Raw genomic sequence first — 12539 nt, 5'->3', positions numbered from 1 at the left:
GCCTCACTCCAGGGCAATGCGCAACGCGGCGCCGGTGACGGTGGGTGCCGCCAGCAGGGCCAGCAGCAGCAGCGCCCCCAGCAGCGAGAAATGGCCGGCCACACCGATGCCGGCCAGGTGGGCCTGCACCGCGCCGGCACCAAAGATCAGCACCGGCACCAGCAGCGGCAGCACCAGCAGCGACATCAGCACGCCGCCGCCGCGCAGACCCAACGTCAGCGCAGCCCCCAGCGAGCCCACCAGGCTGAGCACCGGGGAGCCCAGCAGCAGGGACAGCAGCAGCACGCCGATGGCCGAGCCCGGCAGCCCGAACTGCAGCGCCAGCACCGGCGCCACCAGCACCAGCGGCAGCACACCGGCCACCCAGTGCGCCGCCACCTTGCCCAGCACCAGCAGCGCCAGCGGGTGCGGCGAAAGCAGCAGCTGCTCCAGCGTGCCGTCGGCATGGTCGTCGGCGAACAGGCGGGAGAGCGGCAGGGTGCAGGCCAGCAGGGCCGCCACCCACACCACGCCCGGGGCCATGGTGCGCAGCAGGCCCGGCTCCGGCCCCACACCCAGCGGGAACAGGCTGACCACCAGCACGAAGAAGACCAGCGCGGCCAGGGTGTCGCTGCGCCGGCGCAGGGCGATGCGCAGGTCGCGCAGGAACACCGCACGCAGGCCGTCGAACAGCCGGGGGGCGGGGGACGGGGCTTCCAGGCCCAGGCCGCCGGCGGGCGTGGCCACGGTGTTCACAGTTGCAGCTCCTGCGCCGGCTGCGTCAGCGGCACCTGCTGATGGCTGGTGAGCACCAGCAGCCCGCCGCCCTGCAGATGGGCCTGCAGCCGCAAGGCCAGCCAGTCGCAGGCATCGGCGTCCAGGGCATTGAAGGGCTCGTCCAGCACCCACAGCGGCGAATGGCGCGACAGCAGCAGCCTGGCCAGGCCGCAGCGGCGACGCTGGCCCTGCGAGAGGCGGCGCACCGGCGTGCGTTCGCAGCCGCGCAGGCCGGCGTCGGCCAGGGCGGCACGGGCCTGGGGTCGGCTGGTCGGCCAGCCGGCCAGCACGCTGGCGGCCAGCAGGTTCTCCAGCGGGTCGAGATCGTCCTTGAGCGCGGCTTCGTGCCCGAGGTACAGGCGCTCGCGGCACCAGCGATCGCGCTGGGTCACCACCGGTTCGCCCCGCCAGCGCACCTCGCCCGCCTCGGGCGGCAACAGGCCGCTGATGAGCCGCAGCAGACTCGTCTTGCCGGCACCGTTGGCCCCCCGGACCTGCAGCCACTGACCAGGGGCCAGCTGCAGGTTCAGGCCGGACAACAGGGTGCGCCCGCCGCGTGAGCAAGTCACCGAATCCAGCACCAGGCCAGGTGTGTTCAACGGGAGTCCCTCGGGGTTGGCCTTGGCATGCCGACGCGACATGTCAATTTGAATTGACACTTGTACCACAGCCGTTCGTATGACACAAACCGCCGCCCGGGGCGGGAGCCGGTGATGGATCCGTCCAAAGAAAGTTCATTGACATTCCGAAGTGTCATGTTAGATTGACACTCGATCTGTCGAATCTTTCTGACAGCGCCACCACCGAGGCCGCCATGGACCTGATGTCACGCATACAGCAAGCGCTCGAATCGCAACTGTTGCGGGCCCACAGCCCCAGCGCCCCGCCCCGGCTGCTGGCGGCCATGCGGCATGCGGTGTTTCCGGGCGGTGCCCGCATCCGTCCCCAGCTCTGCCTGGCGGTGGCGCGGGCCTGCGGCGACAGCGCCCCGGCCCTGAGCGACGCGGCGGCCGTGGCCATCGAGCTGCTGCACTGCGCATCGCTGGTGCACGACGACATGCCCGCCTTCGACGACGCCGACACCCGGCGCGGCCAGCCCACGGTGCACCGCCTGTACGGCGAGCCGCTGGCCCTGCTCACCGGCGATGCCCTCATCGTGCTGGCCTACCAGGCGCTGGCCCATGGCGCACGGCAGTCGCCGGCCCACATCGATCGCCTGCCCGGCCTGCTGCAGCTGGTCTGCACCGGCACCGGCGCGCCCGACGGCATCGTGGCCGGTCAGGCCTGGGAATGCGAACCCCAGGTGGAACTGGCCGCCTACCAGCGCGCCAAGACCGGTGCGCTGTTCGTGGCCTCCACCTGCGCCGGCGCCCTGGCGGCCGGGGCCGACCCCGCCGGCTGGCGCGCGCTGGGCGAATGCCTGGGCGAGGCCTACCAGGTGGCCGACGACATCCGCGACGTGCTGATGGAATCCGACCAGCTGGGCAAACCCGCCGGCCAGGACGCCACCCACCACCGGCCGAGTGCCGCCAGCGACCTGGGTCTGGGCGGCGCCATGGACCACTTCCAGGCGCTCATGGCCGCGGCGGTCGATTCGGTGCCCGCCGGCCCGGCCCGCAGCGCCATGCAGGCCCTGGTGCTGCACGAAGCAGCGCGCCTGATCCCGCCGGACACCAGTGCCCGGATCGAGCGCGAGCGCACCCGCCCCACCCGCGTCATGCACCGCCCGGCCGTGGCCTGAAGCCCCCTGCACCGCCATGAGCGCCCTGCAACCCGTCACCCCACCGGCCGCAGCCAGCGGCTGGGGCGAGCGCTGGGCGCGCCAGGTGGACCGCTGGATGACCAGCCCGGCCCTGGGCCAGTGGGCCGGCCGCAGCGTCTTCACCCGCTGGCTGGTGAAGCGGCGTTCGCGCCAGCTGTTCGACCTCATGGCCGGCTTCGTGCATTCGCAGGTGCTGCTGGGCTGCGTGCGCCTGCAGCTGTTCGAGCGGCTGGCCGAGCGGCCGCACACCCTGGACGAGATGGCCCAGCGCGACCGGATACCGCCGGCCCACCTGCAGCGCCTGCTGGACTCCGCCGTGGCCCTGCAGCTGCTGGAGCAGCGCGGCCCCGGGCGCTACGGCCTGGGCCCGCTGGGGGCGCCGCTGGCGGTGCACGCCGGCATCCGCGACATGGTCGAACACAACGCCACGCTGTACCGCGACCTGCACGACCCGCTGGCCCTGCTGCGCGACCCCGATGGCGCCCAGATGCACGCCTGGTGGCCCTACACCGACCACCAGGACGGGCGTTCGCAGGCGCCGGCACCGGCCAATCAGTTCGCGCGCTATTCGGCCCTCATGGCCAGTTCGCAGCGCTTCGTCATCGACGAGATGCTGGCCGGCCACGACTTCAGCCGCCACCGCAAGGTGCTGGACGTGGGCGGCGGCCTGGGCGGCTGGGTGTGTGCCCTGGCCCGCCGCCACCCGGCACTGGCCCTGATGCACATGGACCTGCCACCGGTCTCGCAGCTGGCCCGCCAGCGCATCGCCGACCAGGGGCTGTCCGCCCGCATCGAATGCCACCCGGGCAGCTTCCTGCACGACCCGCTGCCACCGGGCGCCGACCTGATCACCCTGGTGCGCGTGGCCCACGACCACCCGGATGCCGCCGTGCGCCGGCTGCTGCGCGCCATCCACGATGCCCTGCCGGTCGGGGGCGAACTGCTGCTGGCCGAGCCCATGGCCGAGGTGGAGGGCCAGCCGGCCACACCCGACCCGTATTTCCATTTCTACCTGCTGGCCATGGGATCGGGCCGGCTGCGCAGCCCGGCCGAGCTGATGCAGCTCATGACCGAGGCCGGCTTCGACCAGGTGCGCCGCCTGCCAGGCCACCAGCCGGTGCATGCCGCCCTGCTGATGGGACAAAAAACTAGGTGTTTACCCTTATCCACAGGCGCGAGTGTCAATAAAGAGTGACACTGCAATCTGTCAACCATTAAATACAACACATGAACGCCGCCGCCATCGTCTTCCAGCAACCGTGCCAGCTTTCGGTGCGGTCGCTGCCCCTGCGGGCGGCACAGCCGGGCGACGTGGAGGTGCAGGTGGAACACAGCGGCATCAGCACCGGCACCGAGCGCCTGCTCTGGGACGGCAGCATGCCCCCCTTCCCCGGCATGGGCTACCCGCTGGTGCCCGGCTACGAGACGGTGGGTCGGGTGGTGCGGGTCCATGGCGACCTGACCGGCCGGCAGGCCCCGGCCCTGGGCGACCGGGTGTTCGTGCCGGGTTCCTACAGCTTTGAAGGCGTGCACAACCTGTTCGGCGGTGCCGGCTCGCGCCTGGTGGTGCCCGCCGACCGCGTGGTCCGCCTGAGCCCCGACGGCAATGCCCAGGGCGCCTCGGCGGTGCTGCTGGCCCTGGCCGCCACCGCCTACCACACCGTCAGCCAGGGCGGCACCCGCGACCCCGGCACCCCGCCCGACCTGATCGTCGGCCACGGCGTCATGGGCCGCCTGCTGGCGCGCCTGACCGTGGCCGCCGGCGCCCCGGCCCCGGTGGTCTGGGAAACCCAGGCCGCCCGCCGCAGCGGGGCAGAGGGCTACACCGTGGTGCACCCGGACGAGGACACCACGGCGAAATACAACGCCATCTACGACGTCAGCGGCGACGCCGGCGTGCTGCACACCGTCATCCCGCGCCTGGTCAAGGGCGGCGAGGTGGTGCTGGCCGGCTTCTACCGCCAGGACCTGTCGTTCGCCTACGCGCCCGCCTTCATGCGCGAGGCCACGATCCGCGTGGCCGCCGAGTGGAAGCGCGCCGACCTGCTGGCCGTGACCGAACTGGTCAACACCGGCCGCCTGAGCCTGGACGGGCTGATCACCCACACCGAATCACCGGTCCGCGCCCACGCGGCCTACGAGGCGGCGTTCGGCGACCCGCTGTGTCTGAAGATGGTCCTCGACTGGAGCAACGCATGAATGCACCCGAACTCAAAACCCATCCGGTCCACTTCCAGGAGCGGCTGCGGCAGGAGGCCTCCATCGAACCCGATCCGGTGCACACCGGCGAGGTCAAGAAGGAGACCCAGATCATTGCCATCTACGGCAAGGGTGGCATCGGCAAGAGCTTCACGCTGGCCAACCTGAGCTACATGATGGCCCAGCAGGGCAAGAAGGTGCTGCTGATCGGCTGCGACCCCAAGAGCGACACCACCAGCCTGCTGTTCGGCGGCCGCGCCTGCCCCACCATCATCGAGACCAGCAGCAAGAAGAAGCTGGCCGGCGAGGCGGTGCAGATCGGTGACGTGTGCTTCAAGCGCGACGGTGTGTACGCCATGGAACTCGGTGGTCCCGAGGTCGGCCGTGGCTGCGGTGGCCGCGGCATCATCCACGGCTTCGAGACGCTGGAAAAACTCGGCTTCCACGAGTGGGGCTTCGACTACGTGCTGCTCGACTTCCTGGGCGACGTGGTGTGCGGCGGCTTCGGCCTGCCGATCGCCCGCGACATGTGCCAGAAGGTCATCGTGGTGGCCAGCAACGACCTGCAGTCGCTGTACGTGGCCAACAACGTGTGCAGTGCGGTGGAGTACTTCCGCAAGCTCGGCGGCAACGTGGGCGTGGCCGGCATGGTCATCAACCGCGACGACGGCACCGGCGAGGCCTCGGCCTTCGCCCAGGCGGTGGGCATTCCGGTGCTCTCCACCATTCCGGCCAACGACGACATCCGCCGCAAGAGCGCCAGCTACGAAATCATCGGCCGGCCCGATTCGCCCTGGGGCCCGATGTTCGCCGAGCTGGCCAGCAACGTGGCCACGTCCGTCCCCAACAAGCCCAGCCCGCTGAGCCAGGACGCCCTGCTGGGCCTGTTCTCGGCGTCTGCCACCGGCCGGGACTATGTGCTGGAGCCGGCCACGCAGTTCGACATGTGCGGCAAGACCGACACCAGCCGCCCCAGCCTTGAAGTCATCTACGACGAGGCCTGAAGCCATGGGCAGCACCACCATCCCCATCGTCCCGCTGAAGGTGCCCACCGCCATCGAGGGCGACGGCATGGGCTGCCACAGCGGCGGCGAGACCCTGCTGGCGGCCGCCCGCCAGGCCGGCAAGAGCGAGGTGCTGCAGCAGTACGCGCAGGACTATCCCAAGAACCCGGAAGCCGGCCCGCACGACCAGCCGCAGAGCATGTGCCCGGCCTTCGGATCGCTGCGCGTGGGCCTGCGCATGAAGCGCACCGCCACCATCCTGTCGGGTTCGGCCTGCTGCGTGTACGGCCTGACCTTCACCAGCCACTTCTACGGCGCCCGCCGCAGCGTGGGTTACGTGCCCTTCAACAGCGAGACGCTGGTCACCGGCAAGCTGTTCGAGGACATCCGCGAGGCGGTGCATGCCATCGCCGACCCGTCACAGCTCGACGCCATCATCGTCATCAACCTGTGCGTGCCCACCGCCAGCGGCGTGCCGCTGCAGCTGCTGCCCAAGGTGATCGACGGCGTGCGGGTCATCGGCATCGATGTGCCGGGCTTCGGCGTGCCCACCCATGCCGAGGCCAAGGACGTGCTCTCGGGCGCCATGCTGCGCTTCGCCCGGGAAGAGATCATGGCCGGCCCGGTGCAGGCCCCCAGCCGCGGCCGCCAGAGCCTGCCGGCCATCACCCTGCTGGGCGAGATGTTCCCGGCCGACCCGATGCTCATCGGCCAGATGATCGCCCCCATGGGGCTGGCCGTGGGCGCCACGGTGCCCACCCGCGAATGGCGCGAGCTGTACGCCGCGCTCGACGGCGTGGCCGTGGCCGCCATCCACCCCTTCTACACCGCCAGCATCCGCGAGTTCCAGGCCGCTGGCCGCCCGGTGGTGGGCTCCGCCCCCGTGGGCATCGACGGCACCCACGAATGGCTGGGCGCCATCGGCCAGGCCGCCGGTGTGGCGCAGGACCGCATCGACGCCGCCCGCAACGCCACGCTGGGCGCCATCCGGGGCGTGCTGTCGCAGCAACGCATCCAGGGCCGCATCACGCTGTCGGGCTACGAAGGCTCGGAGCTGCTGGTGGGCCGCCTGCTGGTGGACTGCGGCGCCGACCTGCGCTACGTGGGCAGCGCCTGCCCGGCCACGCCGTGGAACCAGGCCGATGCCGACTGGCTGCGCGCCAAGGGCGTGCAGGTGCAGTTCCGCGCGTCGCTGGAGCAGGACCTGGCCGCCGTGCGCGAATACCAGCCCCAGCTGGCCATCGGCACCACGCCGGTGGTGCAGGCGGCCAAGCAGGCCCGCATTCCCTCGCTGTACTACACCAACCTGATCTCTGCCCGCCCGCTCATGGGTGTGGCCGGTGCGGGTTCGCTGGTGCAGGTGATCAATGCCGCCATGGCCAACCAGCACCGCTTCGATGCGATGGCCGACTTCTTCGGCAACGTCGGCCAGGGTGACCGCGCCGGTGTCTGGGAAGGCGTGCCGGTCGAGCACCCGGAGTTCCGCAAGGACAACCGCCGCATGCTCGAGAAGCAGGCCAAGCGCCGCAAGGCCGAGGAGATGGGCTGATGCTGGTTCTGGACCACGATCGCGCTGGCGGCTACTGGGGTGCCGTGTATGTGTTCACCGCCATCAAGGGCCTGCAGGTGGTCATCGATGGCCCGGTGGGCTGCGAGAACCTGCCGGTGACCAGCGTGCTGCACTACACCGACGCCCTGCCCCCGCACGAGCTGCCCATCGTGGTGACCGGCCTGGCCGAAGAACAGCTGGGCCGCGAAGGCACCGAGGGCGCCATGAAGCGCGCCCATGCGGTGCTCGACCCCGAACTGCCCGCCGTGGTGGTGACCGGCTCGATCGCCGAGATGATCGGTGGCGGCGTCACCCCCGAAGGCACCGGCCTGATGCGCTTTTTGCCGCGCACCATCGACGAAGACCAGTGGCAGTGCGCCAACCGCGCCATGACCTGGCTGTGGAGCGAGTACGGCATGAAGAAGGTGCCCGCCCGCACACCGCTGGCCGAGCGCCCGGCGGGCGAGAAGCCGCGCGTCAACATCATCGGCCCCTGCTACGGCACCTTCAACAGCCCGAGCGACCTGGCCGAGATCCGCCGCCTGGTGCAGGGCATCGGCGCCGAGGTGAACATGGTGTTCCCGCTGGGCTCGCACCTGTCGGAGGTCTCGCGCCTGGTCGAGGCCGACGTGAACATCTGCATGTACCGCGAGTTCGGCCGCCAGCTCTGCGAGACCCTGGAGCGCCCTTACCTGCAGGCCCCCATCGGCCTGCACAGCACCACCCAGTTCCTGCGCACCCTGGGCGAGCTGCTGGGCCTGGACCCCGAACCCTTCATCGAGCGCGAGAAGCACACCACCATCAAGCCGGTGTGGGACCTGTGGCGCAGCGTGACCCAGGACTTCTTCGCCACCGCCAGCTTCGCGGTGGTGGCCGGCGAGACCTACGCCCGCGGCCTGCGGCACTTCCTCGAAGACGAGATGGGCCTGCCCTGCCGCTTTGCGGTCTCGCGCAAGGCCGGCGAGAAGACCGACAACGCCGCCGTGCGCGAGCTGGTGCAGCAGAAGATGCCGCTGATCCTGTTCGGCAGCTACAACGAACGCATGTACCTCGCCGAGGCCGGCAGCCAGGGGCCGATGCGCTCGGCCTTCATTCCGGCGTCCTTCCCCGGCGCCATCATCCGCCGCCACACCGGCACGCCCTTCATGGGCTACAGCGGCGCGACCTACCTGATCCAGGAGGTGTGCAACGCGCTGTTCGACGCGCTGTTCCACATCCTGCCGCTGGCCACCGACATGGACCGGGGCGAGGCCACGCCGGCCCGCCTGGGCGACGGTGCCGCCGACCCCGCTGCCCAGACCCCGTGGGACGACGCGGCCCAAGCCCGCCTGCAGGCCATCGTGGCGCTGCAGCCGGTGCTGGTGCAGATATCGGCGGCCCGCCGGCTGCGCGACGGCTCGGAGCGCGCTGCGCGCCAGGCCGGCGCGGCCACGGTCGAGGCCAGCCATGTGAACAACGCCGGGCGCGAGCTCGGCCTGGGAGTCCCGGCATGAACGCCGTGCACTCCCGCCAGAGATGTCGAGGCATTCCGCCCCGGCTGCCCAGGTTGCGCGGGTTGGGCGCAACGCAGGCCACAAGGCCTTTTTGAGAAGGAGCATCACATGTCACAACGGACATCCATATCCGGCCTGACGGACGACGAGGCTCAGGAGTTCCATCAGTACTACATGCAAGGCTTTGTGGGGTTCACGGCAATCGCCGTGGTGGCCCACCTGCTGGTGTGGTTCTGGCGGCCCTGGCTCTGATCCCATAGCCCAACCCAACCGATGAGTGGAGAACTGCCATGAACGACCTGACTTATGCGGCCCCAAAGCCTTCACGCAAGGAAGACAAGCTGTCTTTCCTGCTGATCTTTGCGCCCTGCTTCCTGCTGCTGCTCTCGCTGGCACTGCTGGGCCAACTCGTTGGCCTGCACTGGCAAGACTGGCTCCCGGGTGCGGAGGACAAGGCCAGCATCTTCTCGGGCGTCCACGCGGCGGTCTACACCCTCATGTCTCACATCATCTAAGGAGCACACATCATGTGGCGAATCTGGCGACTCTACGACCCGCTGCGCGCGATGGTCGTCCAAGGCGTTTTCCTGTTCACCCTGGCAGCAATGATCCACCTCATTCTGCTGAGCACGAACAAGTTCAACTGGCTCGACGGTCCCAAGGCCAAGCCGGCTTCGGCCGCCGTGATGCCTGCGGCCACCCCGGCACCGAAGACCTGACGGTCCACGCGGCACGCAAGTGCCGGTCCGTCACAACGGGCCGGACCGGCACTTGCTCCGCAGACCCTCAAACCCACACAAGCACAAGAACTCCATCCACCTGAGACAGGAGGGCCGAACCATGGCCATGCTCAACTTTGAAAAGAAATACCGGGTTCGAGGCGGGACCCTGGTTGGCGGCGACCTGTTCGATTTCTGGGTGGGGCCGTTCTATGTCGGCTTCTTCGGCGTGACGACCATGTTCTTCACGCTGCTGGGCACCGCGATGATCCTCTGGGGTGCATCGCAGGGACCGACCTGGAACCTCTGGCAGATCAGCATCGCGCCCCCCGACCTGTCCTACGGCCTGCGCTTCGCGCCGCTGATGGAAGGCGGCCTGTGGCAGCTCATCACCGTGTGCGCGATCGGCGCCTTCGGTTCGTGGGCCCTGCGGGAAGTCGAGATCTGCCGAAAACTGGGCATGGGCTACCACGTGCCCGCGGCCTTCTCGGTGGCCATCCTGGCCTACGTCACCCTGGTGGTGGTGCGGCCGGTACTGCTGGGCGCCTGGGGACACGGTTTCCCCTACGGCATCTTCAGCCACCTGGACTGGGTGTCCAACGTGGGCTACCAGTACCTGCACTTCCACTACAACCCGGCGCACATGCTGGCGGTGAGCTTCTTCTTCGCCACCACCTTCGCGCTGTCGCTGCACGGCGCCCTGGTGCTGTCGGCCACCAACCCGGCCCCGGGCACCGAGGTGAAGACGCCGGAGCATGAAGACACCTTCTTCCGCGACATCATCGGCTACTCGGTGGGCACCCTGGGCATCCACCGGCTGGGTCTGTTCCTGGCGCTGGCGGCCGTGCTGTTCAGTGCCCTGTGCATCGTCATCAGCGGCCCGTTCTGGAGCCGCGGATGGCCCGAGTGGTGGGGCTGGTGGCTGAACCTGCCCATCTGGTCGCAGTGGCCGCTGAAGTAACCGCAGGGAGAACACCATGGCTCAATACCAGAACCTCTTCACCACGGTCCAGGCCGTGGGCCCGCTGCACCACGGCGTGCCGCTGGGACACGGCAACAGCCCGCGCACCGGCAAGGAACCGGCCATCGTCCACCTGTTCGGTCGCCTGGGCAATGCCCAGGTGGGCCCGATCTACCTGGGTGGACTCGGGCTGGCCTCGCTGATCCTCGGCCTGCTGGCGTTCAACATCATCGGCTTCAACATGCTGGCCTCGGTCAATTACGACCCGATCCAGTTCGTGCGCCAGCTGTTCTGGCTCTCGCTGGAGCCGCCGGGACCGGAACACGGCCTGGGCCTGGCCCCGCTCAACCAGGGTGGCTGGTGGCAGATCTGCGGCGCCTTCCTGACCGTCTCCATCCTGCTGTGGTGGGCCCGCACCTACCGCCGCGCCCGCGAGCTGGGCATGGGCACCCATGTGCCCTGGGCCTTTGCGGCGGCCATCTGGCTGTTCCTGGTGCTGGGTCTGTTCCGGCCGGTGCTCATGGGCACCTGGAGCGAGGCGGTGCCCTTCGGCATCTTCCCCCACCTGGACTGGACGGCCGCCTTCAGCCTGCGCTACGGCAACCTGTTCTACAACCCGTTCCACGCGCTCTCGATCGCCTTCCTGTACGGCTCCACCCTGCTGTTCGCCATGCACGGGGCGACCATCCTGGCGGTGGGCCGCTACGGCGGTGAGCGCGAGATCGAACAGATCACCGACCGCGGCACGGCCAGCGAACGCGCTGCCCTGTTCTGGCGCTGGACCATGGGCTTCAACGCCACCATGGAATCCATCCACCGCTGGGCCTGGTGGTTCGCGGTGCTGTGCCCGCTCACGGGCGGCATCGGCATCCTGCTGACCGGCACCGTGGTGGACAACTGGTACCTGTGGGCGATCAAGCACGGTGTGGCTCCGCCGTACCCGATGGTCTTCCCCGAGGTCATCGACCCGGCCCTCATGAACGGAGGCAAGTGATGAACACGACATCCCGCACCCGCCGCTGGCTTGGCCTGGCGGCCCTGGCCTCCCTCACACTCCTGTCCGCCTGCGAGCGCCCGCCGATGGAAACCGTGCAGCACGGCTACCGCGGCACCGGCATGGTCCAGGTCTACAACCCGCGCACGCTCATCGAGGTCGACAAGGCCAACGTGGTGCCCGAGGCCCAGCCACCGGCCGACACCAGCGGCCCCAAGGCCGGTGCCATCTACCAGAACGTGCAGGTGCTGGGCGATCTCAGCGTGGGTGAATTCACCCGCCTGATGGTGGCCATGACGGCCTGGGTCGCGCCCGAGCAGGGCTGCACCTACTGCCACGCCGGTGCCAACTTTGCCGACGACAGCCTCTACACCAAGGTGGTGGCGCGCAAGATGGTGCAGATGACGCAGTTCATCAACAGCAGCTACAAGAGCCACGTCAAGGAAACCGGCGTGACCTGCTACACCTGCCACCGCGGCCAGCCGGTGCCCAAGGAGATCTGGTTCACCGCCAAGTCCGAACCCTACGGCTCCAACTTCATGGGCGACAAGGCCGGGCAGAACACGCCGGCCGACTCGGTGGGCCTGGCCTCGCTGCCGTACGACCCGTTCACCCCGTACCTGCTGGGTGCCGAACCCATCCGGGTGCAGCCGCAGAACGCGCTGCCCATCAGCGGCGGCAAGGGCGAGAGCATCCAGCGCACCGAAAAGACCTATGCCCTGATGGAGCACATGTCGTCGGGTCTGGGCGTGAACTGCACCTACTGCCACAACAGCGCCAACTTCGGCGGCTGGCAGGGCGGCCCGCCGCAGCGCGTGACCGCCTGGCACGGCATCCGCATGGCGCGTGAGGTGAACCTGTCCTACATGGAGCCCCTGACGCAGGTCTTCCCGGCCCACCGCAAGGGCGAGCTGGGCGACGTGGCCAAGGCCAACTGCGCCACCTGCCACCAGGGTGCCTACAAGCCGCTGCTGGGCCAGTCCATGCTCAAGGACCACCCGGAACTGGCGGCCTACCGGCCCTACACCGCCGCACCGCCGGCGGATGCAGCGGCCGCGGCCACCCCGGCCGCACCGCCGGCCAAACCCTGAGCCCCCCACCT

The 12539-nt window shown here is 69.5% G+C and carries 14 protein-coding genes; 12 read left to right on the top strand and 2 right to left on the bottom strand.

The annotated features are described in order from the left end of the window. Nucleotides 1–3: 3 nt before the first annotated feature. Both ccmB and ccmA read right to left on the bottom strand, forming a co-directional pair. Nucleotides 4–672 carry a heme exporter protein CcmB gene (ccmB, locus tag CAP38_RS02755; protein WP_086119742.1) on the bottom strand — a complete coding sequence of 223 codons (669 nt, stop codon included), beginning with the start codon at nt 670–672 and terminating at the stop codon, nt 4–6. Nucleotides 673–731: 59 nt separating this feature from the next. Further along, entirely contained in the window at nt 732–1397 is a 666-nt protein-coding gene (gene ccmA / locus CAP38_RS02750; protein ID WP_086119330.1) for a cytochrome c biogenesis heme-transporting ATPase CcmA, read from the bottom strand. Between the two features lie 173 nt (nt 1398–1570). Here ccmA and CAP38_RS02745 point away from each other — a divergent pair, with 173 nt between their 5' ends. The 12 genes from CAP38_RS02745 to pufC all read left to right on the top strand — a co-directional run bounded on the left by CAP38_RS02745 (nt 1571) and on the right by pufC (nt 12528). Continuing rightward, nucleotides 1571–2497, top strand: a complete 927-nt coding sequence (locus CAP38_RS02745) for a polyprenyl synthetase family protein (protein WP_086119329.1) — start codon at nt 1571–1573, stop codon at nt 2495–2497. 16 nt (nt 2498–2513) lie between these two features. Beyond that, a complete protein-coding gene (locus CAP38_RS02740; RefSeq protein ID WP_086119328.1) occupies nt 2514–3713 on the top strand; it encodes a methyltransferase in 1200 nt (399 codons plus the stop codon). Nucleotides 3714–3745: 32 nt separating this feature from the next. Beyond that, entirely contained in the window at nt 3746–4717 is a 972-nt protein-coding gene (gene bchC / locus CAP38_RS02735) for a chlorophyll synthesis pathway protein BchC (RefSeq protein WP_086119327.1), read from the top strand. Next, nucleotides 4714–5721: a chlorophyllide a reductase iron protein subunit X gene (locus CAP38_RS02730; RefSeq protein WP_086119326.1), complete on the top strand. Its 1008-nt coding sequence runs from the start codon at nt 4714–4716 to the stop codon at nt 5719–5721. The genes bchC and CAP38_RS02730 overlap by 4 nt, the downstream gene beginning before the upstream one ends. Nucleotides 5722–5725: 4 nt before the next feature. Beyond that, nucleotides 5726–7270 carry a chlorophyllide a reductase subunit Y gene (bchY, locus tag CAP38_RS02725; protein WP_086119325.1) on the top strand — a complete coding sequence of 515 codons (1545 nt, stop codon included), beginning with the start codon at nt 5726–5728 and terminating at the stop codon, nt 7268–7270. Next, nucleotides 7270–8763, top strand: a complete 1494-nt coding sequence (gene bchZ, locus CAP38_RS02720; RefSeq protein WP_086119324.1) for a chlorophyllide a reductase subunit Z — start codon at nt 7270–7272, stop codon at nt 8761–8763. Before bchY ends, bchZ begins: the two co-directional genes overlap by 1 nt. Nucleotides 8764–8871: 108 nt before the next feature. Beyond that, nucleotides 8872–9015, top strand: coding sequence for a light-harvesting antenna LH1, beta subunit (gene pufB, locus CAP38_RS02715; RefSeq protein WP_086119323.1), 144 nt, complete (start codon nt 8872–8874; stop codon nt 9013–9015). A gap of 38 nt (nt 9016–9053) precedes the next feature. Beyond that, on the top strand, nt 9054–9278 hold the full coding sequence (locus CAP38_RS02710) for a hypothetical protein (RefSeq protein WP_086119322.1): 225 nt from the start codon (nt 9054–9056) through the stop codon (nt 9276–9278). Nucleotides 9279–9290: 12 nt separating this feature from the next. Next, on the top strand, nt 9291–9482 hold the full coding sequence (gene pufA, locus CAP38_RS02705) for a light-harvesting antenna LH1, alpha subunit (protein WP_086119321.1): 192 nt from the start codon (nt 9291–9293) through the stop codon (nt 9480–9482). Between the two features lie 121 nt (nt 9483–9603). After that, the gene (gene pufL, locus CAP38_RS02700; protein WP_086119320.1) at nt 9604–10443 is read left to right on the top strand and encodes a photosynthetic reaction center subunit L; all 840 of its coding nucleotides are present in this window, start codon (nt 9604–9606) and stop codon (nt 10441–10443) included. A gap of 16 nt (nt 10444–10459) precedes the next feature. Beyond that, entirely contained in the window at nt 10460–11437 is a 978-nt protein-coding gene (pufM, locus tag CAP38_RS02695) for a photosynthetic reaction center subunit M (RefSeq protein WP_086119319.1), read from the top strand. Continuing rightward, nucleotides 11437–12528 carry a photosynthetic reaction center cytochrome PufC gene (gene pufC, locus CAP38_RS02690; RefSeq protein ID WP_086119318.1) on the top strand — a complete coding sequence of 364 codons (1092 nt, stop codon included), beginning with the start codon at nt 11437–11439 and terminating at the stop codon, nt 12526–12528. The genes pufM and pufC overlap by 1 nt, the downstream gene beginning before the upstream one ends. Nucleotides 12529–12539: the final 11 nt, after the last annotated feature.

This window comes from Hydrogenophaga sp. IBVHS2 (assembly GCF_002127215.1).
Taxonomy (GTDB): domain Bacteria; phylum Pseudomonadota; class Gammaproteobacteria; order Burkholderiales; family Burkholderiaceae_C; genus Hydrogenophaga.
This window is presented reverse-complemented; position numbering and strand designations above follow the sequence as displayed.